This is a genomic window from Stenotrophomonas sp. Steno-C17 (genome assembly GCF_056393165.1).
In genome coordinates this window covers 166,109-191,136 of sequence record NZ_JBWJPD010000008.1, presented here as the reverse complement: position 1 = coordinate 191,136, position 25,028 = coordinate 166,109, and the positions used below count along the sequence as shown (strand labels likewise).

General features: G+C 66.5%; 26 protein-coding genes, 1 tRNA gene and 1 pseudogene. 8 read left to right on the top strand and 20 right to left on the bottom strand.

What is annotated here, in order from left to right; translation table 11 throughout:
• Window positions 1–145: 145 nt before the first annotated feature.
• From recQ to AC06FA_RS09630, 5 genes are all read left to right on the top strand, one after another.
• Entirely contained in the window at window positions 146–1,951 is a 1,806-nt protein-coding gene (recQ, locus tag AC06FA_RS09650; protein WP_108753906.1) for a DNA helicase RecQ, read from the top strand.
• 100 nt (window positions 1,952–2,051) lie between these two features.
• Complete coding sequence (locus tag AC06FA_RS09645; protein ID WP_478068097.1) at window positions 2,052–2,432, top strand: CopL family metal-binding regulatory protein; 381 nt, start codon at window positions 2,052–2,054, stop codon at window positions 2,430–2,432.
• Between the two features lie 75 nt (window positions 2,433–2,507).
• Window positions 2,508–4,325 (top strand): copper resistance system multicopper oxidase, encoded by a 1,818-nt coding sequence (locus AC06FA_RS09640; RefSeq protein WP_478068096.1) that lies wholly within the window; start codon window positions 2,508–2,510, stop codon window positions 4,323–4,325.
• A complete protein-coding gene (locus tag AC06FA_RS09635; protein WP_478068094.1) occupies window positions 4,322–5,272 on the top strand; it encodes a copper resistance protein B in 951 nt (316 codons plus the stop codon). The genes AC06FA_RS09640 and AC06FA_RS09635 overlap by 4 nt, the downstream gene beginning before the upstream one ends.
• A 67-nt stretch (window positions 5,273–5,339) precedes the next feature.
• Window positions 5,340–5,852 carry an N-acetyltransferase family protein gene (locus AC06FA_RS09630; RefSeq protein WP_478068103.1) on the top strand — a complete coding sequence of 171 codons (513 nt, stop codon included), beginning with the start codon at window positions 5,340–5,342 and terminating at the stop codon, window positions 5,850–5,852.
• A 133-nt stretch (window positions 5,853–5,985) separates the two neighbouring features.
• Here the strand turns inward: AC06FA_RS09630 and AC06FA_RS09625 are convergent, their stop codons facing one another.
• Window positions 5,986–6,294 (bottom strand): TFIIB-type zinc ribbon-containing protein, encoded by a 309-nt coding sequence (locus AC06FA_RS09625; RefSeq protein WP_478068093.1) that lies wholly within the window; start codon window positions 6,292–6,294, stop codon window positions 5,986–5,988.
• A 164-nt stretch (window positions 6,295–6,458) separates the two neighbouring features.
• On the opposite strand from AC06FA_RS09625, the gene AC06FA_RS09620 reads away from it, so the two are divergent.
• Window positions 6,459–6,881, top strand: a complete 423-nt coding sequence (locus AC06FA_RS09620; protein ID WP_478068091.1) for a response regulator — start codon at window positions 6,459–6,461, stop codon at window positions 6,879–6,881.
• Window positions 6,882–6,907: 26 nt separating this feature from the next.
• Here AC06FA_RS09620 and AC06FA_RS09615 read toward each other — a convergent pair whose 3' ends face one another.
• From AC06FA_RS09615 to AC06FA_RS09605, 3 genes and pseudogenes are all read right to left on the bottom strand, one after another.
• The gene (locus AC06FA_RS09615; protein WP_478068090.1) at window positions 6,908–7,336 is read right to left on the bottom strand and encodes an SMI1/KNR4 family protein; all 429 of its coding nucleotides are present in this window, start codon (window positions 7,334–7,336) and stop codon (window positions 6,908–6,910) included.
• Window positions 7,337–7,355: 19 nt separating this feature from the next.
• Window positions 7,356–8,141 (bottom strand): alpha/beta hydrolase, encoded by a 786-nt coding sequence (locus AC06FA_RS09610; protein ID WP_478068102.1) that lies wholly within the window; start codon window positions 8,139–8,141, stop codon window positions 7,356–7,358.
• Window positions 8,142–8,207: 66 nt separating this feature from the next.
• Window positions 8,208–9,050 (bottom strand): annotated as a pseudogene (locus AC06FA_RS09605) (alpha/beta hydrolase); the annotation flags it as partial.
• 93 nt (window positions 9,051–9,143) lie between these two features.
• Between AC06FA_RS09605 and yghX the strand changes: the two are divergent.
• On the top strand, window positions 9,144–10,040 hold the full coding sequence (gene yghX / locus AC06FA_RS09600; protein WP_478068089.1) for a YghX family hydrolase: 897 nt from the start codon (window positions 9,144–9,146) through the stop codon (window positions 10,038–10,040).
• 529 nt (window positions 10,041–10,569) lie between these two features.
• Entirely contained in the window at window positions 10,570–10,932 is a 363-nt protein-coding gene (locus AC06FA_RS09595; RefSeq protein WP_478068088.1) for a hypothetical protein, read from the top strand.
• Window positions 10,933–11,172: 240 nt separating this feature from the next.
• Here the strand turns inward: AC06FA_RS09595 and AC06FA_RS09590 are convergent, their stop codons facing one another.
• The 16 genes from AC06FA_RS09590 to AC06FA_RS09515 all read right to left on the bottom strand — a co-directional run bounded on the left by AC06FA_RS09590 (window position 11,173) and on the right by AC06FA_RS09515 (window position 24,916).
• A complete protein-coding gene (locus tag AC06FA_RS09590; protein ID WP_478068087.1) occupies window positions 11,173–11,658 on the bottom strand; it encodes a surface-adhesin E family protein in 486 nt (161 codons plus the stop codon).
• Between the two features lie 338 nt (window positions 11,659–11,996).
• Window positions 11,997–12,072 (bottom strand) — tRNA-Lys (locus tag AC06FA_RS09585).
• A gap of 159 nt (window positions 12,073–12,231) precedes the next feature.
• Window positions 12,232–12,897, bottom strand: coding sequence for a 7-cyano-7-deazaguanine synthase QueC (gene queC / locus AC06FA_RS09580; RefSeq protein ID WP_478068086.1), 666 nt, complete (start codon window positions 12,895–12,897; stop codon window positions 12,232–12,234).
• Between the two features lie 78 nt (window positions 12,898–12,975).
• Complete coding sequence (gene queE, locus AC06FA_RS09575) at window positions 12,976–13,677, bottom strand: 7-carboxy-7-deazaguanine synthase QueE (protein ID WP_108750842.1); 702 nt, start codon at window positions 13,675–13,677, stop codon at window positions 12,976–12,978.
• A 146-nt stretch (window positions 13,678–13,823) separates the two neighbouring features.
• Window positions 13,824–14,651: a tol-pal system protein YbgF gene (gene ybgF / locus AC06FA_RS09570; RefSeq protein WP_478068085.1), complete on the bottom strand. Its 828-nt coding sequence runs from the start codon at window positions 14,649–14,651 to the stop codon at window positions 13,824–13,826.
• A 3-nt stretch (window positions 14,652–14,654) separates the two neighbouring features.
• Window positions 14,655–15,170, bottom strand: a complete 516-nt coding sequence (pal, locus tag AC06FA_RS09565) for a peptidoglycan-associated lipoprotein Pal (RefSeq protein ID WP_108762703.1) — start codon at window positions 15,168–15,170, stop codon at window positions 14,655–14,657.
• 64 nt (window positions 15,171–15,234) lie between these two features.
• Window positions 15,235–16,554, bottom strand: coding sequence for a Tol-Pal system beta propeller repeat protein TolB (gene tolB / locus AC06FA_RS09560; RefSeq protein ID WP_478068084.1), 1,320 nt, complete (start codon window positions 16,552–16,554; stop codon window positions 15,235–15,237).
• A gap of 178 nt (window positions 16,555–16,732) precedes the next feature.
• Window positions 16,733–17,785: a cell envelope integrity protein TolA gene (gene tolA, locus AC06FA_RS09555; RefSeq protein ID WP_478068083.1), complete on the bottom strand. Its 1,053-nt coding sequence runs from the start codon at window positions 17,783–17,785 to the stop codon at window positions 16,733–16,735.
• Window positions 17,775–18,203 carry a protein TolR gene (gene tolR / locus AC06FA_RS09550; protein ID WP_478068082.1) on the bottom strand — a complete coding sequence of 143 codons (429 nt, stop codon included), beginning with the start codon at window positions 18,201–18,203 and terminating at the stop codon, window positions 17,775–17,777. The genes tolA and tolR overlap by 11 nt, the downstream gene beginning before the upstream one ends.
• 24 nt (window positions 18,204–18,227) lie before the next feature.
• Entirely contained in the window at window positions 18,228–19,007 is a 780-nt protein-coding gene (gene tolQ, locus AC06FA_RS09545) for a protein TolQ (RefSeq protein WP_478068081.1), read from the bottom strand.
• 10 nt (window positions 19,008–19,017) lie between these two features.
• On the bottom strand, window positions 19,018–19,449 hold the full coding sequence (gene ybgC / locus AC06FA_RS09540) for a tol-pal system-associated acyl-CoA thioesterase (RefSeq protein WP_478068080.1): 432 nt from the start codon (window positions 19,447–19,449) through the stop codon (window positions 19,018–19,020).
• The gene (ruvB, locus tag AC06FA_RS09535) at window positions 19,439–20,479 is read right to left on the bottom strand and encodes a Holliday junction branch migration DNA helicase RuvB (RefSeq protein ID WP_199933448.1); all 1,041 of its coding nucleotides are present in this window, start codon (window positions 20,477–20,479) and stop codon (window positions 19,439–19,441) included. The genes ybgC and ruvB overlap by 11 nt, the downstream gene beginning before the upstream one ends.
• 502 nt (window positions 20,480–20,981) lie before the next feature.
• Complete coding sequence (locus tag AC06FA_RS09530; RefSeq protein WP_108750851.1) at window positions 20,982–22,901, bottom strand: potassium transporter Kup; 1,920 nt, start codon at window positions 22,899–22,901, stop codon at window positions 20,982–20,984.
• Window positions 22,902–22,950: 49 nt separating this feature from the next.
• The gene (ruvA, locus tag AC06FA_RS09525; protein ID WP_108750852.1) at window positions 22,951–23,544 is read right to left on the bottom strand and encodes a Holliday junction branch migration protein RuvA; all 594 of its coding nucleotides are present in this window, start codon (window positions 23,542–23,544) and stop codon (window positions 22,951–22,953) included.
• Between the two features lie 13 nt (window positions 23,545–23,557).
• The gene (gene ruvC / locus AC06FA_RS09520) at window positions 23,558–24,079 is read right to left on the bottom strand and encodes a crossover junction endodeoxyribonuclease RuvC (protein WP_478068079.1); all 522 of its coding nucleotides are present in this window, start codon (window positions 24,077–24,079) and stop codon (window positions 23,558–23,560) included.
• A 105-nt stretch (window positions 24,080–24,184) separates the two neighbouring features.
• Window positions 24,185–24,916: a YebC/PmpR family DNA-binding transcriptional regulator gene (locus tag AC06FA_RS09515; RefSeq protein ID WP_108753923.1), complete on the bottom strand. Its 732-nt coding sequence runs from the start codon at window positions 24,914–24,916 to the stop codon at window positions 24,185–24,187.
• Window positions 24,917–25,028: the final 112 nt, after the last annotated feature.

Here is a 25,028-nt window from a genome sequence, read left to right as displayed (position 1 = left end):
TCCCCGCAATCCGACACCGCCCCGCCCAACCAGCACACACCCCGCTTTTGACGTTGCTTCAGTCGAGCATGGCTCGACTCTACATAGGGGTGCAGGGCGCAGCCCTGCCGAACCCCTGCCTCCCCCGCCGGGGTAAACTAGGCGGATGGCTTCCCGTCCCGCGCACGACCTGCTCCAACGCGTCTTTGGTTACGACGATTTCCGTGGTCCCCAGCAGGACATCGTGGAGCATGTGGCTGCCGGTCACGATGCGCTGGTGCTGATGCCCACCGGCGGCGGCAAGTCGCTGTGCTACCAGGTGCCTGCCCTGCTGCGTGACGGTTGCGGCATCGTCATCTCCCCGCTCATCGCGCTCATGCAGGACCAGGTCGAAGCCCTGCGCCAGCTCGGCGTGCGCGCCGAATACCTGAACTCGACCCTGGATGGCGAAACCGCCGCCCGGGTCGAACGCGAGCTGCTGGCCGGCGAACTGGACATGCTCTATGTCGCCCCCGAACGCCTGCTGACCGGCCGCTTCCTGTCGCTGCTGTCGCGCAGCCACATCGCCCTGTTCGCCATCGATGAAGCGCATTGCGTGTCGCAGTGGGGCCATGATTTCCGCCCGGAATACCGCCAGCTGACCGTGCTGCACGAGCGCTGGCCGGACATTCCGCGCATCGCGCTGACCGCCACCGCCGACCCGCCCACCCAGCGCGAGATCGCCGAGCGTCTGGACCTGGCCCAGGCCCGCCACTTCGTCAGCTCCTTCGACCGCCCCAACATCCGCTACACCGTGGTGCAGAAGGACAACGCGCGCAAGCAGCTGACCGATTTCCTGCGCGGCCACCGCAGCGAGGCCGGCATCGTCTACTGCATGTCGCGGCGCAAGGTGGAAGAAACCGCCGAGTTCCTCTGCGGCCAGGGCTTCAATGCCCTGCCCTACCACGCCGGCCTGCCGCCGGAAGTGCGCGCCAACAACCAGCGCCGCTTCCTGCGCGAAGATGGCATCGTCATGTGCGCCACCATCGCCTTCGGCATGGGCATCGACAAGCCGGACGTGCGCTTCGTGGCGCATACCGACCTGCCCAAATCGATGGAAGGCTACTACCAGGAAACCGGCCGCGCCGGCCGCGATGGCGAGGCCGCCGAGGCCTGGCTGTGCTACGGCCTGGGCGACGTGGTGCTGCTCAAGCAGATGATCGAGCAGTCCGAAGCCAGCGAAGAACGCAAGCAGCTGGAACGGTCCAAGCTGGACCATCTGCTGGGCTACTGCGAATCGATGCAGTGCCGCCGCCAGGTGCTGCTGGCCGGTTTCGGCGAAACCTATCCGCAACCCTGCGGCAACTGTGACAACTGCCTGACCCCGCCGGCCGCCTGGGACGCCACCATTCCCGCGCAGAAGGCGCTCAGCTGCGTGTACCGCAGCGGCCAGCGCTTCGGCGTCGGCCACCTGATCGATATCCTGCGCGGCAGCGAGAACGAGAAGATCAAGCAGCAGGGCCACGACAAGCTGAGCACCTACGCCATCGGCCGCGACCTGGATGCGCGCACCTGGCGCAGCGTGTTCCGGCAACTGGTTGCGGCCAGCCTGCTGGAAGTGGACAGCGAGGGCCATGGCGGCCTGCGCCTGACCGATGCCAGCCGCGCGGTGCTGACCGGCCGTCGCCAGATCAGCATGCGCCGCGATGCGGCCAGCGCTACCGCAGGCCGCGAGCGCAGTGCGCAGCGCACCGGCCTGTCGGTGCTGCCGCAGGACCTGGCCCTGTTCAACGCCCTGCGCGGCCTGCGCGCCGAACTGGCGCGCGAACAGAACGTGCCGGCCTTCGTGATCTTCCACGACAGCACCCTGCGCAACATCGCCGAACAGCGCCCGACCTCGCTGGATGAACTGGCCCGGGTCGGCGGCATCGGTGGCACCAAGCTGAGCCGCTACGGCCCGCGCCTGGTCGAGATCGTGCGCGAGGAAGGGTAATGTGCGGCCGCGGGATGACACACCCTGGCCCTGCTCCAACCTTGAACCGCTCGTTCATGCGGGTGTGCATCGCACCCCGCTTGCCGTTAGATTGATGCCCATGTCCGTCGCCTCCACCCTACTGCGTGTCGTGCTCATGCTCAGCCTGTTGCTCAACGGGGTGAACGCGGCCATGGCCAGTGGGCACGCGTTGCAGGGCCCGATGGCGCACGACATGGCCACCGCAGCGGCAGATGAACCCGACTGCCACCACTCTGCCGGCATGCAGGCCACCTCCGCCCCGGAAACCCAGGCCCCGGCGCACGACAGCCATTGCCAGATGAAGGACTGCGTGCGCAGCTGTGCCCAGCAGCCCCTGTTGGCCGTGCAGCCGTTGGCCCTGCCGGTCGGCCCGGCCTGGTCGCTTGCGCCGCCGCAGGTGCACGCCAGCGGCCGTCCCGCGCCACCGTTGCCGCCCATCTCACGCCCTCCCATCGGCTGATTCCACGCGCCCACGGGCGCGCCGCGCATCGATACCGGCCCTGCAGCCGGTCGTACCCGTGTTCCGGAGTCACCCATGAATACCCGCATCCCCCCCGGCCCGGGCGCCCTGCCCATGCCGTCCCGCCGCCTGTTCGTACAGGGCCTGGCCGCTGGCGGCGTGGTCGCTGGCGCCACCGCCATCGGCGTGCCGCAGCGCGCGCTTGCCGCCGCCAGCGCCACGCCGCGCCTGGCCGGCGCACCGGCCGTGCTCACCGACACCCGCGTCGAACTGGCCATCGGCGAATCGCTGGCCAACTTCACCGGCCGCACCCGCCCGGCGATCACCGTGAACGGCTCGCTGCCGGCGCCCATCCTGCGCTGGCGCGAAGGCCAGACCGTGGACCTGTTCGTGCGCAACACGCTGGATCGCCACCCCACCTCCATCCACTGGCACGGCATCCTGCTGCCGGCCAACATGGACGGTGTACCGGGGCTCAGTTTCAACGGCATCGGCCCCGGCGAAACCTACCACTACCACTTCCAGCTGAAGCAGTCGGGCACCTACTGGTACCACAGCCATTCGATGTTCCAGGAACAGGCCGGGCTGTATGGCGCGCTGATCATCGACCCGGCCGAACCGGCGCCCTACCAGCACGACCGCGAGCACGTGATCCTGCTGTCGGACTGGACGGACATGGACCCCGGCGCGCTGTTCCGCCGCATGAAGAAGCTGGCCGAGCACGACAACTACTACAAGCGCACCCTGCCCGACTTCGTGCGCGATGTACGCCGTGACGGCTGGTCGGCGGCGCTGTCCGACCGCGGCATGTGGGGCCGCATGCGGATGACCCCCACCGACATTTCCGATGTCAATGCGCACACCTACACCTACCTGATGAACGGCACGGCGCCGGCCGGCAACTGGACCGGGCTGTTCCGCAGTGGCGAAAAGGTGCTGCTGCGCTTCATCAACGGTGCATCGATGACCTATTTCGACGTGCGCATTCCCGGCCTGAAGATGACCGTGGTGGCCGCCGATGGCCAGTACATCCACCCGGTCAGCATCGATGAGTTCCGCATTGCCCCGGCCGAGACCTACGACGTGCTGGTGGAACCGAGCGGGCAGGACGCCTTCACCATCTTCTGCCAGGACATGGGCCGCACCGGCTTTGCCGCTGGCACCCTGGCCGTGCGTCATGGCCTGCAGGCGCCGGTACCGCAACGCGACCCGCGCCCACTGCTGACGATGAGCGACATGGGGCATGACATGTCGGGGCATGACATGGCCGGCCACGGCGGCCACGACATGGCGTCCATGAAAAGCATGGAAGGCGGCTGCGGTGCCCACATGGACCACAGCACGCATGGCACCGCTGCCGCCAACAAGGCGCCGAAGCATTCGGCCAGCGAACGGGCCAGCCCGCTGGTGGACATGCGCAGCGGCGCCAGCGAGCCCAAGCTGGATGACCCCGGCATCGGCCTGCGCGACAACGGCCGCCAGGTGCTGACCTACGGTGCCATGCACAGCCTGTTCGACGACCCCGATGGCCGCGAGCCCAGCCGCGAGATCGAGCTGCACCTGACCGGGCACATGGAGAAATTCGCCTGGTCGTTCGACGGCGTTCCCTTCGCCAGTGCCGAACCGCTGCGGCTGAACTACGGCGAGCGCATGCGCATCGTGCTGGTGAACGACACCATGATGCAGCACCCGATCCACCTGCACGGCGTGTGGAGCGACGTGGAGAACGCGGCCGGTGAATTCCAGGTGCGCAAGCACACCGTGGACATGCCGCCGGGCACCCGTCGCAGTTACCGCGTGCGTGCCGATGCACTGGGCCGCTGGGCCTACCACTGCCATCTGCTGTACCACATGGAAGCGGGCATGATGCGCGAAGTGAGGATCGAAGAATGAGCCGCCTCGTCTCCCGCAGTCTGTTGGCCGTGAGCCTGGCCGCTGCCCTGCCCGCCTTCGCGCAGTCACATGCCGGCCATGACATGGCCATGCCCGCAGCGGCACCGGTCGACCACTCGAAGATGGATCATTCGAAGATGGACCATTCAAAGATGGACCATTCAACGATGGACCATTCAACGATGGATCACGCGCAGATGGACCACGCCGCGATGGGCCACGCCATGCCCGCGCCCAGCGAACCCCGCGACCCCATCCCGGTGCCTACCGACGCCGACCGCGCCGCGGCCTTCCCGCCCATCAATCACGATGCGATGGAACATGCCCCGCAGATCAACAGCCTGCTGCTGATCGACCGCCTGGAACACTGGGATGGCCAGGACGGCAAGGGCCAGGCCTGGGAAGCCAGCGGCTGGATCGGCGGCGACATCAACCGCCTGTGGCTGCGCAGCGATGGCGAGCGCAGTGGCGGCCGCACCGACTCCTCTTCGCTGGAAGCGCTCTACGGCCGCAGCCTCTCGCCATGGTGGGACGTGCTGGTCGGCGTGCGCCAGGATTTCCGCCCTGCCGATTCGCGCACCTGGGCGGCGATCGGCATCCAGGGCCTGGCGCCGTACAAGTTCGAAAGCTCGGCCACGCTCTACCTGGGTTCCGGCGGGCAGGTGCTGGCCAAGGCCGAAGTGGAGTACGACGTACTGCTGACCAACCGGCTGATCCTGCAGCCGCTGGTGGAAGCCACGCTGGCGGCCAAGGACGAACCCGAGCACGGCATCGGCCAGGGTCTGAACAAGGTCGAGGCCGGCCTGCGCCTGCGCTACGAGTTCAGCCGCCGCTTCGCGCCGTACATCGGCATCAGCCACGAGCGCAGTTTCGGTGATGCCGCCGACCATGCCGGTGACCATGCGCGCGACACGCGCTGGGTCGCGGGTGTGCGTATGTGGTTCTGAGCACGTGCCGTCCCCGGTAGACGCCGGGGGCGGCTACACTGCGCCACGCTTGACCACCGCCACCGCCATGTCCCTGCAGATCCGCCGCGCCAGCCTGGCCGATGCCGAAGCGCTTTCGACCATCGCCATTGCCACCTACACCGAAACCTGGGGCGACTCGTACCCGCCGCAGGAACTGGACGCCTTCCTGCAGGAGCACTACGGCATCGTGCCGCAGCGCGAGGAACTGGCCGACCCGCGCAGCGCCGTCTGGCTGCTGCTGGACGGCGCACAGGTGGTCGGCTATCTGGCGGCCGGCGCCAACACCCTGCCGCACGCCGAAGCGCGCGATTGCGATATCGAACTGAAGCGCCTGTACATCCTGGCCGCCCACCACAACCGCGGCCACGGCGCGCGCCTGATGGACGCCTTCATCGCCTGGCTGGACCAGCCGCAACGCCGCACGCTGTGGGTCGGCGTGTGGGAAGAAAACCTCGCCGCCCAGCGCTTCTACGCGCGCTACGGCTGCGAAAAAGCCGGCGAGTACGACTTCATCGTCGGCAGCACCCGCGACCGCGAATACATCCTGCGCCGCCCGTAGAGTCGAGCTTGCTCGACTGCTTCTCGCTTCTTGTAGAGTCGAGCCATGCTCGACTGCTCTGGCCCTTGTAGAGTCGAGCCATGCTCGACTGCCTTTCGGCGCAGTCGAGCAAGCTCGACTCTACCTCGCGTTCTCAGAAATCGAACAGCTCCGACAGGAAGCTTTCCTTCTTCTTTTTCTTGTACCCGTGGCCATGCTGCCCGCGGTTGTCCTCGTAACGCTGGCCCAGATGGCGGGTATCACGGTGCACCACCTGCGCGGCCACCTGCGGCGGCGCCTGCAGCGGTGCCGGTGGCGGCACGGCAGCGCCGGCCCGCTCGATGATCTTGTCCAGCTCGCCACGGTCCAGCCACACGCCGCGGCAGCCCGGGCAGTAGTCGATCTCGATGCCGTGGCGCTCGGCCATCTGCAGGGTCTGGGTGGTACACACGGGGCACTGCATGGGCGTCGCTCCTCTCAGTCTGTCCCTGACTTTACCTGTCTATCGATGACTGTTCGGCAACATGCCGTGTAACGCCGGTTTAGCGTGCCCTGCACACCGGCCTCACCGGGGCGACGGGCATACTTGCGCGCCTTTTCACCGCTGCTGTCCGGAGTTGTCGCGTCATGTTGCTGTCCAAGCGCCACGTTGAACCGCGCGTCCTGCTGATCGAGGATGCCGAAGAAACCCGCGAGCTGAGCCGCATGGCGCTGGAAAGCCAGGCCTGCCACGTGGTGGGCGTCAGCAGCGCCGAGGCCGCGCTGGGCCTGCTGGCGGCCGGTGAACGCTTCGACCTGCTGTTCACCGACGTCAACCTGGGCCGGGTGAGCGGCATCGAGGCCGCCAACCAGGTGCGCGGGCTGTACCCGCACCTCCCGATCCTGGTCACCTCGGGCATGGACCAGCACAGCGTGCTGCCGCAGCTGCGCGCAGGCATTCATTTCCTGCCCAAGCCGTACAACATGAGCGAGCTGCTGGATGCGATCCGGCTGTGCTTCCGCCACGCCGATGCCGGCGTATTGACCGGGCAGGACGCGCAGGCGGCGTAAGGCATTCATCCACGCATGGGGTGGATCTACGCCAGCCAGGCATCCATTATGTCGTAGAGCGAAGGGAACAAGCGTTCCACTTCGCCTTCTTCGTGCAGGTACAGCAGCACTTCACCCCGTGCGGTCAGCAGCACCGGGTTGCCGGCACCATCACCGGAAATCACCACGGCGCCGCGCAGCTCATCCTGCAGCACCTCGTCATACCCTTCGCGAAAGCCCAGCGTCAGCTCGGTCACCGTCTCGCGACCAACCAGCGAACCGTTCGCAAACGCGTGCACGTCCACCCCGGCGAACGAGCCACCGAAGCGCTTGATGAATGCCACGTACTGCTGATCGAACACCACGCCCAGCGTCTGCTGGGACTCGGCAATCTGCGCGTCCGTGGCCGGCAGTCCACGCAGGCTGGGATGATCGGCATGCAACGCCTCCACCCGCGCAATCAGATCCGGCGGCATCTCAACACATCCACGATAGTCAGCCACCGGTGTAAGGCCCCTCCCCCGGCAGCACGTCCAACAGCGCACGGGTGATCACCCGCGGGTAGACGGTCAGATGGTCTTCGCCGTCCATCACCACGTTGTCCACCTGCAGGTTGCGGCCAGGGCGCTGCAGCTGGGTGGTGAAATCGGCCGCCTGCCGCAGCATGTCATTGCCGGTGGAATAGCGCGGGCCGGGCTTGATGGTTTCGTAGCCGCCAACCGACAGCAGTACGCGGGTCGGCTGCGCGGGAATGACGGCGGCCTGCTGCAGGCGTGGCAGCAGCCCCTGGTCGAACCACAGCGAAGGGCTGGACAGGATGTAGGTGCTGAACAGGTCCGGCTGGGTGGTCAGCACATAGGCGCCGAACAGGGCGCCATAGGAATGACCGGCGAACGTGCGGCGAGCCGGATCGGTGCGGTAGCGCGCATCGACCCGCGGCAGCACGTGCGTGGCCAGGAAATCGCGGTAGTGCGCGGCGCCGCCGTAGGTGACATCGCTGCTGTAGTAGCCGGCAGGAATGCGCGCCGGGTTGCTGGGCGTGTAGTCGCGCGAGCGGCTCTGCTTGGACGTCAGGCCTTCCTGCGGCGGCAACCCGACCAGGATGAAGTCCTCGATGTTCTGCCCCTGCTGCCCCACCAGGTTGCGCACGCTGCGCACCAGCGGGAAGCTGTACAGCGCATCGGTCACGTACAGCACCGGGTAGCGCTTCTGCGGGTGTTCGGCATAGCCGGCCGGCAAGGCCACCCAGACCGGATAATCGCGGCCCGCCGGATCGTGCACGCGCAGCGTCTGGGTATCGGGCAGCGCCACATACGGCTGCGCCGGCGCGTCTTCGGCAACGGCTGGCGCTACCGCAGGCAGCGGGAACAGCGTGCGCAGCGCCTGCAATGCGGCCGGGTGGTAGATCGTGGCGTGGGTTTCATCCGGCAGCGGCTGGTACTTCACCAGCGGCGACGGTGAGGCCTGCTTCAGCAGTGCGGCGAGTTTGGCGCTGGCATCGGCCAGTTCCGGCTGGCCACTGCTGGCCAGGAACACGCGCGGGCCGGCCTTGGCCACGGTCGGCAACTGCTTCGGCGCCGTCGCCAGCAGCGCGCCCTTGTTCCACCACAGGCTGGGGTCCAGCGCGATATAGCTGTTGAACAGGCCCGGTTCCTGCAGCAGGGTTTCCACCACGAACAGGCCGGCCAGCGATTCGCCGATCAGCGCGCGTTCGTCGGTGGTGGCGTAGCGCTGGCGCACCTGCGGCATCAGTTCGTCGCGCAGGAAGCTGCGGTAGGCCGCCGAACCGCCAATGCGCGGGGCAATCTTCTGGTCCTGCGGGTCGCTGCTGGGGCCGGTCATGTCGCGGCGGCGTTCGGTGTTCTCGATGCCCACCAGCAGGAACGGACGCATGCTGCCGTTGCCGGTCAGCACCTGCACCAGCCCGGCCACGTGCAGGAAGTCTTCGCCAATGCCACCGTCGGGCATGTACAGCACCGGCAGCGGCGCCTTCGGGTCCAGCCCCCACGGCTGCGGCCGGTAGACGTTGATGCGGCGGGTTTCGCCCAGCGCCTTCGATTCGATCGTGAAGGTTTCGCCGATGGCCAGCGGCGCGGCGGTGGCCGACTGCGCGGGCGGCGCCGGTTCGGCCGCGTGCAGCGGTGCGGCACAGGCGGCCAGAAGCAGGAACGGAAGCACGAACACCCGCATGGTGGAATCCTTCACCGGAAATTCTTCGAGCATAACGGCCTGCGGCAGGACAGTGCTAGATTCGGCGTTCGCCCCTGCGCCTGGAGTGCCCGCATGACCCGACTGACCCGACTGACCGCCAAGGACTTTCCCGCCGAACTGCTGGAGCTGTACGACGGTTACGTGCATGGGCGCATGAGCCGCCGTGATTTCCTGGATCGCGCTGCGGCCTTCGCCGTGGCCGGTGTTACTGCTGGCACGCTGCTGGCCGCGCTCACGCCCGACTACGCGCTGGCCCAGCAGGTGTCCTTCACCGATCCCGATATCCACGCCGAATACCTCACCTACCCCTCGCCCAACGGGCATGGCCAGGTGCGCGGCTACTTCGTGCGCCCCGCCAAGCTGGAAAAGCGCCTGCCGGCGGTGGTGGTGGTGCACGAGAACCGTGGCTTGAATCCCTATATCGAAGACGTGGCGCGCCGCGTGGCCAAGGCCGGGTATATCGCACTGGCGCCGGATGGCCTGAGTTCGGTAGGTGGTTATCCCGGCAATGATGATCGCGGCCGCGAACTGCAGAAGCAGGTCGATCCGCAGAAACTGATGAACGATTTCTTCGCGGCCATCGAATATCTGCGCGCGCATGCACAGGCCAGCGGCAAGGTTGGCATTACCGGGTTCTGCTATGGCGGCGGCGTCAGCAATGCGGCGGCGGTGGCCTACCCGGAACTGGACGCGGCGGTGCCGTTCTACGGGCGCCAGGCCGACCCCAAGGACGTGCCACGCATCAAGGCGCCGCTGCTGCTGCACTTCGCCGAGAAAGATGACAACGTCAATGCCACCTGGCCGGCGTACGAGGCCGCGCTGAAACAAGCCGGCACGCATTACCAGGCGCATGTGTACCCGGGCACCAACCACGGCTTCCACAACGATTCGACACCGCGCTACGACAAGGCCGCGGCCGATCTGGCGTGGGAGCGCACGCTGGCGTGGTTCCAGCGCTATCTGGCGTGAGAGCGTGTAGGCCGCGCATGTCGTGATTGGACCGACGAGCCGCGCTCGCCACGCACCCGCGCCTTCGCTTGGTTGATGGAAGGCGCGCACAGCAGGCGCGCACTACTTCGCGCTTTGCGACATGTTTGAGCGCAATCCGCTAGCCGCTGGCGCAGAAGCGTCCTGCGCTGTCGCGTGCTGCGCTGGCTGCACCTGTAACAATGCAGGTGCGGCTTGGGGTTGGAACGCTGTTTCAGACAATTCTGATTGAAACCCAAGCGCAGGCGTAACCAACATGCAGCGCCACCGACAACGGGTGGCACCGGGCCTGCAAGCCCGGAATGACAATCACGCTGTTGTTTACGCTCGCCCGTCGGCACCGTCTGTGGATGGTGCCGGCGGGTGATCCGTCGGCCTTCATGGTGGGCGGTGCGTGGGGGTTTTCGAACCCGCCGGCCATTAGCGTGATGTCATTCCGGCTTGCAGCCACGCACCGCCCGCCACCCGCCCTGCGCGGTGGCACGCCTGTCCTTTTGCCGAGGAAGCCGACATGACTCTACCGCCGCCGCATCCGCTGTACGCCCACCACGACAGCGTGAATGACGATGACAACCCCGCCCCCGAACTCAGCACGGTCTGGGGATGCTTGAAGGGCATTCGCGATGGCGATGCCGCCGATGGGCAGCCGTGGCCGGAAACCGGATTGCCGCCCGGTCGGCAGCAAGCGCTGGCGCGGACAGAACGTGCCGCGGTCGGGCTGCTGACCGTCGCGGAAGTACTGCATGCCGCCGAGCGTTGTCGGCTGGCCGGAACACCTGGGCAGCATCTGGATGAGGGTGTGGTGGATGGTTTGTTTCTCGCGCTGCGAGGGCTGGCGGAGAAGGTGTGTGGGGAGATCCGGCCGCCTTCCTGATGCTCGCGTCCCGGCACAGTCTTGGAGCCCTCACCGAGATCGAAGGCCACATATGCAGCTCGCCAGAATGCGAGGCAATGGAAGGGTGCAGACGCGAAAAAGGCCGCGCCACATCGGTGATCTACCCGGCCGGATGGGTCCGCGCCACGATGACCGTGCGGACATCATGGCGGGCCTTGAACTGATCTTGCGCGGCGTTGCGCGGCGGATTGCCGCGCAACGCTGAAGCCTGGCGCGGGCTCAACCCGCCGAGCAGGCGACGTCCAATACCGCAGCATTCAGTGTGCCCGGATGCACCGGCACAGGATCAAGTGGCTTGGGTTCGCCCCCGAGATACTCGTTGTCTGCGCTGAGTTCCAGACTCGAGAGATGGGCCACGGTGTGCTTCTTGCAGTCATAGCGTGATCGCATATCCATGTAGCGGGTTCGGGGGTGCACCTTGAGATCGTCCGATACGGTATCAAGCACCTGGCGGATCGTCAGCGTGACGGTGTCGCCCTCACGTCGCAGCTTCTGCTGCCTGTCGATATAGGTCTTGGATGACGCACTGCTGCCCAGGTAATACCAGCGCTCGGGCGATTTGACCCCGTCTGCTCTGGCAGATGCCTGCGTGCCTGCATTCCCCTGCGCTGCACCTGCTTTTTCGGCTGCCTGGACCGAAGTACTGCCCAGGGCCACAGTGGCGAGAAGAATGGCGCCAACGCGCTTCAATTCAACAAACGTCATGTAAATTCTGCTCCTTGCTACGACATGGGGGGCGCAAGTATGCCGTTCGATCACGCCTCGATTTCCACTCTTGCCTGAATAGGCTGACTATCGACTTCGCGGCGCGGCGCGGCGCGGCGTGATCAATCTGCGCAGAAGCAGGTCAACGCACGCATGGCTGATCAGCGCGCAGCGGACACCGCGGCCCGCGCTTGGAAGATGTAGGCGAAAGACGCGGCGCGCGCGGGCCTACCGGGCACTGCGGCGCGGCGCTTGGGCTTGGTGCTGGAAGTCGGTTGCAGGGCGCTTCCATTGCCCATGAAAAAGGCGCCCATCGGGCGCCTGAGTCATTGATGCAATGGTGGGCCGTGATGGATTCGAACCATCGACCAAAAGATTAAAAGTCTTCTGCTCTACCGACTGAGCTAACGGCCCATGCATGCCCAACCTTTCGGCGGGGTCGGCATTTTACCCTACTTTGATGGCTTGGTGGGAAGGCAAAAGCGTGCGAACCAAGGTTCGCACCCACCATTCGGGTGGTCGCACCCGCCAGAGCAGTGCGAACCAAGGTTCGCACCTACCAGAGCAAGCCGATCAGGCGTAGAGGGTCGGGTCGGCTACGCCGGCGTCGGTGAAGCCTTGGGCACGCAGGCGGCAGGCGTCGCAGTGGCCGCAGGCGGCGCCGTTGGCATCGGCGTTGTAGCAGGACACGGTCAGGCCGAAATCCACGCCCAGGCGCACGCCTTCGCTGACGATCTGCGCCTTGCTCAGGAACTGCAGCGGTGCGTGCACGCGGATGCCCGCCCCTTCCACGCCGGCCTTGGTGGCCAGGTTGGCCAGGGCCTGGAAGGCGGCGATGAACTCGGGGCGGCAGTCCGGGTAGCCCGAGTAGTCGACGGCGTTCACGCCGCAGAACAGGTCGTTGGCGCCCAGCACTTCGGCCCAGCCCAGGGCCAGCGACAGCATGATGGTGTTGCGTGCCGGCACGTAGGTGACCGGAATGCCCTCGCCGCCCGCTTCGGGCACGTCGATATCGTCGGTCAGCGCCGAACCGCCGATGCTGCGCAGGTCCACGTCCACGGTCTTGTGCGCGACCACGCCCATCGCCTTGGCCACGCGCGCGGCGGCGTCCAGTTCAGAGGTATGCCGCTGGCCGTAGCGCACGCTCAGGGCGTGTACGGCGAAGCCCTGTTCCTGGGCCATGGCGATGACGGCGGCTGAATCCATGCCGCCGGAGAGAAGCACGACTGCCTTCTTCATGGGGAAAACGTCCGGTTGGGAGGGGAAAGCCAGCACGCTGTCCCGCGCCGGAACTACATCAGGGCACCACGCCCGGGCTCACCGGCCCGGTTCGTCGTTCCACAGGATTTTATGCAACTGCATCTGGAAGCGCACCGGCAGCCGGTCTTCCACGATCCAGTCGGCCAGCTGGCGGGCGGTGATCTCGCCCTTGCTGGGCGAGAAGAACACCGTGCAGCGCTTCACCAGGTCGTGCTCGGCCAACAGGCCCTTGGCCCAGTCGTAGTCTTCGCGGCTGCAGATGACGAACTTGATCTGGTCGCGGCGGGTCAGCAGCGGCAGGTTTTCCCAGCGGTTGCGCGCCACTTCGGCCGAACCGGGGGTCTTGATGTCGACCACGCGGGACACGCGCGGATCGACCGCGCTGACATCCAGTGCACCGGAGGTTTCCAGCGAGACATCCAGGCCGGCATCGCAGAGCTTTTCCAGCAGGATCAGGCAGCGCTTCTGCGCCAGCGGCTCGCCGCCGGTCACGCAGACATGGTGCACGCCCTGGGCCAGCACTTCGGCCACGATGTCGTCGATATCCCACCAGGTGCCGCCATGGAAGGCGTAGGCGGTGTCGCAGTACTGGCAGCGCAGCGGACAGCCGGTCAGGCGCACGAACACGGTCGGCCAACCGGCGGTATCGGCTTCACCCTGCAGCGAGGTGAAGATCTCGGTGATCTTCAGCCGGGGCAAGGGTGACTGCACGATCTCGCTGGGCGTGGCGACGGCGGCGGACAGGGGGACGGCGGTCATGGCGGGCACTTCTTCATGGGGCGGGCAGCCGGATGGATCACCGGGCGCAACACGCAAAGGCAGCCGAGCATGGCTCGGCTCTACAGGAACTACAACGACAGCAGCCGAGCTGGGCTCGGCGCTGGGGACACGTATTGTACGCCGGCTCAGCGGATCTGCTGGCCCAGGCGGATGGACTGCAGGCGGTCCTGGGCGGTGCGCGCGGCATCCGAACCCGGGTACTGCGCCACGACGGTTTCCAGGGTCTGCTGGGCCTGGTCAACCTTGCCCTCGCCATACTGCGAGAGGCCGACCTTCAGCAGGCCGCCGGCGGCCTTGTCGTGGGTGGGATAGCGCGAGAGCAGTTCGCGGAACTGGGACTCGGCCATCGGGAAATTTCGGGTGGCGTAGTAGCTTTCGCCCAGCCAATACAAGGCATTGGGGGCGTAGACGCCATTGGGGTACAGCTCGAGGAAGCTGAGGAACAGCTGCGCCGAATCGTCGTACTTGCCGGCCTTCAACGAGTCGAAAGCGACGTTGTAGGCGGTGCGTTCATCGCCGGTGGCGGCCAGGCTGCCCGGATCGCCATGCACCGAAGGCGGCCGCTCGGAAGTGGCCGCTGCAGTGGGCTTGGCCGGGGCCGCGGGGGCCTTGGGCGCGGTGGAAGCACCGGCCGGAACGGGCGGCAGGGCCGGGGCGGCAGAGCCCCCTTCCAACCGGTTCAGGCGGCTGTCCAGATCCAGGTACTGGTCCTGGCCGGACTGCTTCAGCTGGGCATTGTCGTGCTGCAGTTGCTCGATGGAAGCCTGCAGGCTGGTGACCTGCTGGCGCAGCTGATTGATCTGGTTCAACAGGTCCTGGTTGGCACTGTTGTTGTACATCTGCTGCTCGAGCGCGCCGACACGATCGGCCAGGCTCTGTCGCTGTGCCTGCGCCGGTGCGGCAGCCACGAGGGCTGCCGCAACGACCAGCATCAGTTTGATGCCGATGCGCATGGATTACTGCGCGGTGTAGACGATTTCGACGCGACGGTTCTGCGACCAGCAGGACTCGTTCGACTCGGTGCAGACCGGACGCTCTTCACCGTAGGACACGACGGTCAGCTGCGAAGCCGAACCACCGTTGGCCTGCAGGGCCGAGTTCACGCCGTTGCCACGACGCTCGCCCAGGGCCTGGTTGTACGCGCGCGAACCGCGCTCGTCGGTGTGGCCCTGCAGGGTGATGCGCGAGGACGGACGGTCACGCAGGTACTTGGCGTGGCAAGCCATGATCGCCTGGAATTCCGGCTTCACGTCTTCCTTGTCCAGGTCGAAGTAGACAACGCGCTGGCGCAGGCAGGCGTCGGTGTCCAGATCGCCCGGGCCGTACAGGCCGGAGGTGGCCGGACCGGTCGGCTGGGTGGTCGAACCGGTGTCGACCGAAGCCGGGGCTTCTTCCTTCACCTTCTTCGAGCAACCGGCCAGGACGGCCACAGACAGCAGGGAAACAAGCAGAACGCGGGTGGTCTTGTTCATGGCAATACCTTTGTGGCTCCTAGGCCGATGAGGGGTTCAAAACAGCGGAAATATTAACACTCTTTTAGCGCTGGGTACGGTAGGGGGACCATGCCGGTTCGCGCACATCACCGTCAGCCAGGACCAGGCGCTGGCGCACCCGTGCATCGGCCGAAACGGCGTACAGCACACCACGGCCACCCTCACGGGCGGCGTACAACACCATGCTGGCGTTGGGGGCGAAGCTGGGCGATTCGTCCAGCGAGCCCGGCGACAGGGTGCTCCAGCGCGGCGAGCCCAGCGAGCTGTCCATCATCGCGATCTTGTAGCTGTTGCCCGAACCCTGCGCCACCACGATCTTCTTGCCGTCGTAGGACACCGAAGGCTTGGCGTTGTAGTTGCCCTGGAAGGTGACGCGCTCGGCGCTGCCGCCGCCGGCACCCACCTTGTAGACCTGCGGGCGACCGCCACGGTCGGAGGTGAAGTACACCGCGCTGCCATCGGCGGCCCAGGTCGGCTCGGTATCGATGGCGAAGTGGTTGGTCAGCTGGGTCAGCTGCTTGCTGCCCAGGTCCATCACGTAGATTTCCGGATTGCCCGAACGCGACAGGGTCAGGGCCAGCTTGCGGCCGTCCGGCGAGAACGCCGGGGCGCTGTTGATGCCACGGAAGCTGGTGACCAGCTCACGCGCGCCGGTGGAAATGTTCTGGATGTAGATGGCCGAGTTGCCACGCTCGAAGCTGACGTAGGCCAGCTTGCTGCCGTCCGGGCTCCACGAAGGCGACAGCAGCGGCTCGGCCGAACGCACGATGGTCTGCGGGTTGTAGCCATCCGAATCGGCCACCATCAGCGCATAGCGCATGGCGTCGCCCTTGCCGCTGGCGGTGATGTAGGCGATGCGGGTCCAGAAGGCGCCGCGCACACCGGTGATCTTTTCATAGATGGCATCGGCCATCTGGTGCGCCACATCGCGCATGGCGTTGCCACGGGCGGTCATGGCCAGGCCCAGCAGGCGCTCGCCCTTGGGCACGTCGAACAGTTCGTATTCCACGCGGTAGGCACCGGCACCGGCGTCCATCACCCGGCCGACCACGATGTAGTTCTGCTTCAGCGCGCGCCAGGTGGCGAACTGGATGTCGCCGCCACGGCTCGGCTTTTCCACGATCTGCGCTTCGGGCAGCGTGCGGAACTGGCCCGAACGCTCCAGGTCGGCGCGGACCACGCCGGCCACGTCGGTCTGCGGGGCACCGGCCGCGCCCTGGTAGGGCATGGGCACGATGGTGATCGGCAGCGCGGAGGCATTGCCGCCGATGATTTCAAGGTCAAGGCTCCTCTGCTGCGCGAAGGCAGCGAAGGGCAGCAACAGGGCCGCAAACACGGCAAGCCAGCGAGGCATCTTCTTCATGGAGCGCTCAATGAGGGGAAACCGGTACGAGGGATAGCAAACGGCGAGTGAACCGCTTCGCAATCATGAACCAAGGGTACGTGAATTCCGGGTCAGTGCCAGCCCACGCCGTCACGCGGCGTTGACCTGACGCCCCGGCGCGATGCTGCAGACGGGGGCGCCACTGCACACCCCGGGCTTAATCCTGCGGGGTGAAGGTCAGGTTGAGCGTGCGTGCAAAGACCTGTTCGAAGCCGCGGTACGGCAGCGGCTGGGCGTTTAGCACGGCGGCCTCGATCGAGCGCTTGCCGGCCTCGTCATACGGGCAGCTGGCACCCACCTTGGCCTGCAGCACCTGCCCACCCGGAATCTGGGTGATGGTGATCTGGCACTTCTGCCCCAGCGGCACGCTGTCAGGACGGGTCCACGAACCGCGGATCTTGTTCACCAGCGCTGCGGCGTACTTGGCCGACAGATCATCGCTGGTGCCGCCCCCGCCACCGGCCGGCTGCGCCGGGCCACTGCTGCCGGCGTTGGCGCTGCCGGCGGCGTTGCGTGCGGCGGCCACCTGGCGTAGCTTCTGCTCGGCCAGCTTGGCTTCCTTCTCGGCCTGCTCGCGCTTGGCGCGGATCTCGGCAATCTTCTTCTGCCGGTCCGCTTCGGCCTTGTCGGCCGCCACGCGCTGCTGCTCGGCAATCTTCTTCTTGGCGTCCTCTTCCTGCTGCTTGGCCAGGCGCGCCTTCTGCTCGGCCTCTTCCTGGCGCTTGCGCTCGGTCAGGTCAATCTGCTCCTGGCGGCGCTTGGCTTCCTGTTCCTGCTTGGCCTTTTCCTGCGAAATGGCCAGGGCGTTGACCGCCTCCTGGTCCTTGGTATCGGGCTGGGCCACGCGTTCCTGCGCCTGTTGCTGCTGCGGCGTGGGCGCGTCCTGCGGGCGCGGTTCCTCGATCGGCTGCGGCGGCGGGATGGTGTCTTCAGGCACCGGAATCGGCTCGGCCACCGGCTCGGGCAGGTCTTCCAGCTTTTCCGACTGGCGCAGCGCCTGGCGCGCGGCCGCGGCCTCGGACGAGGACACCGCCAGGCTGGCCTCGACCGACGGATCGCCGGCAGCGGCTTCGGTGTTGCGCTGGGGCGACCACAGCCAGGCGCCGATGAAGATCAGCGCGACCAGCAGGTGCACCAGCACGGCCAGGGCCAGGGGCAGGCCCCAGCCCGGTTCCTGCTTGTGCGGCGGCGGCAGGGTTTCAGCGTGCATCGGTGGCCAGGCCTACCTTGTCCACTTTCGAGCGCTTGATCACGTCCATCGCGGCAATGACCTTTTCATAGGCCACGGCACGGTCGGCGGCTACGATCACGCGCACGTCCTTGTCCTGCGCGGCAATGCCGGACAGGCGGCCCTGCAGCTCCTCGGCGGTGACCGCGGTCGGTTCCTTGGCGTCGGGCAGCTTCAGGCTCAGCTGGCCGTCTTCGCGCACCGAAACAATGACCGGGTCCTGCTTGCTTTCCAGCGCCTTGGCGTTGGAGGTGGGCAGATCGACATCGAAACTGAGGGTAAGCAGCGGCGCGGTGACCATGAAGATGATCAGCAGCACCAGCATGACGTCGATATAGGGAACGACGTTGATTTCCGATTTCAGCTTGCGGCGCTTGCGGCGACCGATGGCAGCGGACATGGCTTGGACTCCCGGGTCAGGCGCTTACTCGTCGCCAGCGCTCTGGCGCTGCAGGATGGAGCTGAACTCCTCGGCGAAGGTCTCGAAACGGACCGACATGCGCTCCACGCGGGTGGTGAAGCGGTTGTAGGCCCACACCGCCGGGATGGCCACGAACAGGCCGATGGCGGTGGCGAACAGCGCTTCGGAAATACCCGGGGCGACCGAGGCGATACCGGCCTGGGCACCGCTGCTGATCATGTCGTGCATGGTCACCATGATGCCGAACACGGTGCCGACCAGGCCCACATACGGAGCGGTCGAGCCGATGTTGGCCAGCAGTTCCAGGTTGCGTTCCAGCTGGTCCACTTCGCGGGTGTAGGTGGTGCGCATGGCGCGCTGGGCACCTTCCAGCTGCGCGCGGCCATCCAGCCGGCGCTTGTCACGCAGGCGGGTGTATTCGCGGAAACCGGCTTCGAAGATCGCTTCCAGGCCGCCCACATTGCGGCTGCGGTCGGTGGCCGAGCTGTACAGCTTGCCCAGGTCGGCGCCGGACCAGAAGCGGTTCTCGAACTCGTCTGCCTCGCGGGTGGCCTGCTTGAACACACGGGCCTTGCGGAAAATGATGACCCAGCTGACGAACGAGCCGATCAGCAGCAGCAGCACGATGATCTTCACCGGCAGGCTGGCCTTGACCATCAGTTCGAGGTAATTGATGCCGCCGCCGGTGGTGGCCTGGGCAAGGGTCTGGGTCGCGGCGTTGCTGACGTCTGCCGGCAGTGCCTCGGTGACCGTGGCCTGCAGGGCCAGGAGCGTTGCGATCATCCGTTGTTCCTCAGTGTTCGGATTCAGGGTGGAGGTGGGGTTGCAGCGCGGCCAGGACGGCATCGTCCATGCCACGCGGGCGGAAACTGGCCGCGTCCAGTGCGGCAATGCGGACCTGCGCGGACAGCAGCAGCTGGCCGTCGCGCAGGACCTGCTGGTCGAAGACCATGCTGGCCTTCTTCAGCTGGACCAGGGTGGCGCTGACCTGCAGGGCGTCATCCAGCCGGGCCGGCTTGATGAAGTCCATCTGCATCGATCGCACCGCGAACACCAGGCCGTGCTCGCTGCGCATGCGCTCCTGGCCGTAGCCCAGCGCGCGCATCCATTCGGTCCGGGCCCGTTCCATGAAGGCCACGTAGCGGGCGTGGTAGACCACCCCGCCAGCGTCCGTATCTTCCCAGTAAATGCGTGTCGGCCAACTGAATCGCGGTTCAACCGACATCGGGAACCTCCGCGAACAGGTCCTGCGGCGGGTTCTTGGGCTTCAGCCCCATGTGCCGGTAGGCCTTGTGGGTGGCCATGCGGCCACGCGCGGTGCGCACCAGGAAGCCCTGCTGGATCAGGTAGGGTTCGACCACGTCTTCCAGCGTGCCGCGCTCTTCGGACAGCGCTGCGGCCAGCGATTCGATGCCCACCGGGCCGCCGTCGAAGTAATCGACCATGGTCCTGAGCAGGCGCCGGTCCAGTTCGTCGAAGCCTTCCGGGTCGACCTTCAGCATCTGCATGGCGGCCTGGGCCACGGCTTCGTCGATATGGCCGCCGGCCTTGACCTGGGCGTAGTCGCGCACGCGGCGCAGCAGGCGGTTGGCGATACGTGGGGTACCTCGCGCGCGGCGAGCGATCTCCCCTGCCCCGTCGGCGGTGCAGTCGATGCCCAGGATGGCGGCGGACCGGCGCACGATGCGGGTCAGCTCTTCAACGCTGTAGAACTCCAGGCGCTGCACGATGCCGAAGCGGTCGCGCAGCGGCGCGGTCAGCAGGCCGGCACGGGTGGTGGCACCGATCAGGGTGAACGGCGGCAGGTCGATCTTGATCGAGCGGGCCGCGGGGCCCTCGCCGATCATGATGTCGATCTGGAAATCTTCCATCGCCGGGTACAGCACTTCTTCCACCACCGGCGAGAGGCGGTGGATTTCATCGATGAACAGTACGTCGTGCGGCTGCAGGTTGGTCAGCAGCGCGGCCAGATCGCCGGCCTTTTCGATGACCGGGCCGGAGGTGACCCGCAGCGCCACGCCCAGTTCGTTGGCGATCACATGGCTCAGGGTGGTCTTGCCCAGGCCGGGGGGCCCGAAGATCAGCACGTGGTCCAGCGCATCGCCACGGGCCTTGGCGGCCTGGATGTAGATTTCCATCTGCTCGCGCACCGGCGCCTGGCCCAGGTAATCGGCCAGTCGCTTGGGGCGGATGCTGGCGTCGGCGGCGTCATCCTCGCGGGTGGCGCCGGCGCCAATGATGCGGTCGTCGGTCATCTGCTGATTATGCGGCAAAAGTACGGGTTTCGGCCGGGCTGCGCCCGGCACCCGCAGAGGCAACGGCAACATCCAGAGCAACAGCCGAAGCGGGCTTCCTGGGGAATGGCGGGATGGGTCCGGTTGCGGGGGACGCTGCAAGTACGTCCCTGTAAGCTCGGTCGCCGCATCCATGCGGCTCACGCCCCCGCAACCGGACCCACCCCGCCTTCGACAGTTTGCTGCGGTCTGCCGGAACGGCGTTCTGCTTTGGTGGGTGCCGACCGTGGGTCGACAGGGGGTCGGATCTGGTAGGTGTCGACCTTGGTCGACACGGTAGATCCACGCCATGCGTGGATGGAACAGAGCAGGAGAGTGGGCTCAGTTTCAGGCACGCAGCATCTCCGCAAGAGGAGCCCCCTTGTTGTTGAAGGGGGCGCGCCGATAGGCGGGGGGATAAGGTGGAATGCGCGCGGGGCCCGCGATTTGCGCAGCAAATCGTGGGGCGAAGCGCAGGTGGAGATTAAATCTCCACCTGCGCGCCCAGCTCGACCAGGCGGTTGCCGGGAATGCGGAAGAAGCCGGTGGCCGGGGCCGCGTTCCGGTGCATCAATGCGAACAGCTTGTCGCGCCAGATCGGCATGCCGCGGTTGGCGGTGGCCACGATGGTTTCGCGGCTGGCGAAGAAGGTGGTGTCCATCGGGTCGAAGTAGATGCCGCCGTGGTCGCACGAACGCATCAGCGCCAGCGGTACGTCCGGGGTTTCCATGAAACCGAAGCGCACGTAGACCCGGTAGAACTCATCGCCCACCGATTCGATCTTCAGCCGCTGCCCTTCCACCGCATACGGAATGGGCAGGGTTTCCACGTGCAGGAACACGTTGCGCTCGTGCAGCACCTTGTTGTGCTTCAGGTTGTGCATCAGCGCATGCGGGGCCACGGTCGGGTCGGCGGTCAGGAACACCGCGGTGCCCGGCACGCGCACCGGCGGCGCCAGCATCAGGCCCGGCAGGAAGGTGTCGATGCGGATGCCGTCCTTGCGGATCTCATCGCGCAGCAGTTCGCGGCCACGGCGCCAGGTGCGCATCATGGTGAACAGGAAGATGCCCAGCACCACCGGGAACCACGCGCCCTGCAGCAGCTTGGCGCCGTTGGCGATGACAAAGCCCAGGTCGATGATGAAGAACACCACGCACAGCGGCAGGATCCAGTTGCGTGCTTTGGGCCACAGCGAACGCGCCACCAGGGCCAGCAGCAGGGTGTCGATCAGCATGGTGGCCGACACCGAGATGCCGTAGGCCACGGCCAGGTTGGACGAGCTGCGGAAGGCCAGCACCAGGCCGATCACCATCACCGCGATGCCCCAGTTGATGCCGGGAATGTAGATCTGGCCGATGGTGTCGTGCGAGGTGTGCTTGATGCGCATGCGCGGGATGTAGCCCAGCTGCATGGCCTGGCGCGAAACCGAGAACGCGCCGGTGATGACCGACTGCGAGGCGATCACCGCGGCCATGGTGGCCAGGATGATCATCGGGTACAGCGCCCACGACGGCACGGCTTCGAAGAATGGATTCTTCACCGCTTCGGGGTGGTTGAGCACCAGCGCGCCCTGCCCCAGGTAGTTCAGCACCAGGCACGGCAGCACGAAGAAGTACCAGGCGTGGCGGATGGGCTTGGCACCGAAGTGGCCCATGTCCGCATACAGCGCTTCGCCGCCGGTCACTGCCAGCACCACCGCGCCCAGGATGAAGATGCCGTGCCAGCTGTGGTCCATGAAGAAGCGGATGGCCCACCAGGGGTTGAACGCCTTCAGCACTTCCGGCGAATCGACGATGTTGTAGATGCCGATCGCTGCCAACGAAATGAACCAGATCGAGGTGATCGGCCCGAACAGCTTGCCGATCTTCTCGGTACCAAAGCGCTGCACCGCGAACACCGCCAGCAGCACCATCACGGTGATCGGCACGATGAACGCATGCAGGCCCGGCGCGGCCACTTCCAGGCCTTCCACCGCGCCGAGCACGGAAATGGCCGGGGTGATCACACCATCGCCGAAGAACAGCGAGGCACCGAAGATGCCCAGGATGCCGACCACGTACGCCGAGCGCGACCCGTTGCGCAGGGTGCGCTGGGTCAGCGCCATCAGCGCCATGATGCCGCCTTCGCCATCGTTGTCGGCGCGCATGATGATGGTCACGTACTTCAGGGTGACCACGATGTTCAGCGCCCAGAACGCCAGCGACAGCACGCCCAGCACGGTGTCGTGGTCGCTGGTCAGCCCGTAGTGCGGCGAAAACGCCTCTTTCAGGGTGTACAGCGGGCTGGTGCCGATATCACCGAACACCACGCCGATCGCACCGATGATCAGCGCCAGACCCCCAGCCGGGGGAGCGTGACCGTGGCCGCCATGGGCGGCATCGTGCGGGGTTTGACTGCTGGACATGGCGCTCCTGGCGGGGCTCAGGCGTGTGGTGGGGAATGGAAGGCGCGGCTCAGCGCAGCGCCGATTGCAGGGCCTTACGGATGACCGTGGCCACTTCGTCGCCTTCATTGAAGGCATCGCGGGCCATGCGCGCTGCTTCGGTGGGCTTGTAGCCCAACTGCTGCAGGGCCACGGTGGCATCGGCCAGCGGATCGGCCGGTGCCGGACCGCTGCCGGTGGGCAGTGCACCGCCAGCACCGAACTGGGCGGCGCGATCACGCAGCTCCAGCACCATGCGCTCGGCGGTCTTCTTGCCGATGCCCGGAATGCGGGTCAGCGCAGTGATATCACCGGCCTGGACCATGCGCGCGAACTCTTCCACGGTGACCCCGGACAGCACGGCCAGCGCGATCTTCGCGCCAATGCCGCTGACCTTCTGCACGTCGCGGAACAGCCGGCGCTCGCCCTCGCGCAGGAAGCCGTACAGCGAAACGCTGTCTTCCTTCTGCGAATAGTGGGTGTACAGGATGACCTCGCGGCCGAGTTCAGGCAGGTCGTAGAAGGTGCTCATCGGCGCCTCCAGCTCGTAGCCCACCCCGTTCACATCCACCACCAGCCACGGCGGTGCCTTGTAGGCGACGATGCCGCGCAGTCGACCGATCATTGCGTGCAGCTCCTCATTTGCGGCCCCATGCCTGGCGGGCACTGAGCCCCAGGCGGTTGGCCGTCGCCCTTACGTGGGCATGGGTGATGGCTACCGCCAACGCGTCGGCCGCGTCGGCCTGCAGCTTGGTTTTCAGGTTCAGCATGAGCCCGACCATGTGTTGGACCTGTTGTTTTTCCGCGCCACCGCGGCCGACCACGGCCAGCTTGATCTCGCTGGCCGCGTATTCGTGCACGGGCAGGTCGCGCAGCACGACCGCCGAAATGGCCGCGCCGCGGGCCTGGCCCAGCTTCAGGGCCGAATCCGGGTTGCGCGCCATGAACACTTTTTCGATGGCCACTTCCTGCGGCTGGAACTGCTGGCACAACTCGGCCAGGCCCAGCACCAGCAGCTTCATGCGCTGGGGGAAATCGTCGGCGCCCAGCAGCACCAGCGGCTGGTGGTGCACGTGGCTGACCTTGCCGGTGGCGTCGACATCAATGATGCCGACCCCGGTCCGCTGTGAACCGGGGTCGATGCCGAGAATGCGGGTCATGCGGCACTCCTGGCCGGGTGGAACGGGTAGCGCTGGCAGGCGTATGGGCTCATGACTGTCCGCGGTGACCGTTCAACGGCCCGCGCCCAGACCGTCGAAGACGGCTCAGGCGTAGGCGTCGGCGCCGAGTTCGGCGTTGGAATACACGTCCTGCACGTCGTCCAGGTCTTCCAGCATGTCCAGCAGCTTCTTCACCTGCAGGGCCACGTCGCCTTCGACCTTGATGTCGTTGTCGGCACGGAAGGTGATTTCCGCGTGGCCCGGCACGTGACCGGCAGCGGCCATCGCATCCTTGACCGCGTTGAATGCGTCAGGGCTGGTGACCACGTCGATCGAACCGTCGTCCGGGTAGACCACGATGTCATCGGCGCCGGCCTCGATGGCCGCCTCGGTGATCGCTTCCTCGTCTGCGCCCGGGGCGAAGCTGAGCACGCCCAGGCGCTTGAACATGAAGGCGACCGAGCCTTCGGTGCCCATGTTGCCGCCGCACTTGCTGAACGCGTGGCGCACATCGGCCACGGTACGCACGCGGTTGTCGGTCAGGCAGTCGACGATCACGGCCACGCCACCGGGCGCGTAGCCCTCGTAGCGGATTTCCTCGTAATCGACGCCTTCCAGTTCACCGGTGGCCTTCTTGATGGCGCGCTCGATCACGTCCTTGGACATGTTCACGCCCAGACCCTTGTCCATGGCCACGCGCAGGCGCGGGTTGTTGTTGGGGTCGCCTCCACCGCCGCGCGCGGCAACGCCGATCTCGCGGATGATCTTGGTGAAAATCTTGCCACGCTTCGCGTCGGACGCGTTCTTGCGGGCTTCGATGGAGGGGCCTCTACCCATGGGTGCTACCGTCTGGCTGCTTCAGGATCAAGGCGCGGATTCTACCTGATCGGGGGCGGCAACCGTGTCTAGGGTGGGCAGATGCCGCCGGGCATGGCCCGGAAAAGCGTGC

Coding starts and splice junctions, on each gene's coding strand:
- AC06FA_RS09615 (WP_478068090.1), bottom strand. CDS start 7,336: ATGCCGCCGGATCTGATTGCGCGGGTGGAGGCGTTGCATGCCGATCAT.
- tolQ (WP_478068081.1), bottom strand. CDS start 19,007: ATGATCGCAACGCTCCTGGCCCTGCAGGCCACGGTCACCGAGGCACTG.
- ruvA (WP_108750852.1), bottom strand. CDS start 23,544: ATGATCGGTCGACTGCGCGGCATCGTCGCCTACAAGGCACCGCCGTGG.
- tolB (WP_478068084.1), bottom strand. CDS start 16,554: ATGAAGAAGATGCCTCGCTGGCTTGCCGTGTTTGCGGCCCTGTTGCTG.
- yghX (WP_478068089.1), top strand. CDS start 9,144: ATGACCCGACTGACCCGACTGACCGCCAAGGACTTTCCCGCCGAACTG.
- ybgC (WP_478068080.1), bottom strand. CDS start 19,449: ATGTCGGTTGAACCGCGATTCAGTTGGCCGACACGCATTTACTGGGAA.
- AC06FA_RS09640 (WP_478068096.1), top strand. CDS start 2,508: ATGAATACCCGCATCCCCCCCGGCCCGGGCGCCCTGCCCATGCCGTCC.
- ruvB (WP_199933448.1), bottom strand. CDS start 20,479: ATGACCGACGACCGCATCATTGGCGCCGGCGCCACCCGCGAGGATGAC.
- recQ (WP_108753906.1), top strand. CDS start 146: ATGGCTTCCCGTCCCGCGCACGACCTGCTCCAACGCGTCTTTGGTTAC.
- AC06FA_RS09620 (WP_478068091.1), top strand. CDS start 6,459: ATGTTGCTGTCCAAGCGCCACGTTGAACCGCGCGTCCTGCTGATCGAG.
- AC06FA_RS09635 (WP_478068094.1), top strand. CDS start 4,322: ATGAGCCGCCTCGTCTCCCGCAGTCTGTTGGCCGTGAGCCTGGCCGCT.
- AC06FA_RS09625 (WP_478068093.1), bottom strand. CDS start 6,294: ATGCAGTGCCCCGTGTGTACCACCCAGACCCTGCAGATGGCCGAGCGC.
- AC06FA_RS09590 (WP_478068087.1), bottom strand. CDS start 11,658: ATGACGTTTGTTGAATTGAAGCGCGTTGGCGCCATTCTTCTCGCCACT.
- ybgF (WP_478068085.1), bottom strand. CDS start 14,651: ATGCGCATCGGCATCAAACTGATGCTGGTCGTTGCGGCAGCCCTCGTG.
- pal (WP_108762703.1), bottom strand. CDS start 15,170: ATGAACAAGACCACCCGCGTTCTGCTTGTTTCCCTGCTGTCTGTGGCC.
- queC (WP_478068086.1), bottom strand. CDS start 12,897: ATGAAGAAGGCAGTCGTGCTTCTCTCCGGCGGCATGGATTCAGCCGCC.
- AC06FA_RS09630 (WP_478068103.1), top strand. CDS start 5,340: ATGTCCCTGCAGATCCGCCGCGCCAGCCTGGCCGATGCCGAAGCGCTT.
- AC06FA_RS09515 (WP_108753923.1), bottom strand. CDS start 24,916: ATGGGTAGAGGCCCCTCCATCGAAGCCCGCAAGAACGCGTCCGACGCG.
- queE (WP_108750842.1), bottom strand. CDS start 13,677: ATGACCGCCGTCCCCCTGTCCGCCGCCGTCGCCACGCCCAGCGAGATC.
- AC06FA_RS09595 (WP_478068088.1), top strand. CDS start 10,570: ATGACTCTACCGCCGCCGCATCCGCTGTACGCCCACCACGACAGCGTG.
- AC06FA_RS09645 (WP_478068097.1), top strand. CDS start 2,052: ATGTCCGTCGCCTCCACCCTACTGCGTGTCGTGCTCATGCTCAGCCTG.
- tolA (WP_478068083.1), bottom strand. CDS start 17,785: ATGCACGCTGAAACCCTGCCGCCGCCGCACAAGCAGGAACCGGGCTGG.
- AC06FA_RS09530 (WP_108750851.1), bottom strand. CDS start 22,901: ATGTCCAGCAGTCAAACCCCGCACGATGCCGCCCATGGCGGCCACGGT.
- tolR (WP_478068082.1), bottom strand. CDS start 18,203: ATGTCCGCTGCCATCGGTCGCCGCAAGCGCCGCAAGCTGAAATCGGAA.
- ruvC (WP_478068079.1), bottom strand. CDS start 24,079: ATGACCCGCATTCTCGGCATCGACCCCGGTTCACAGCGGACCGGGGTC.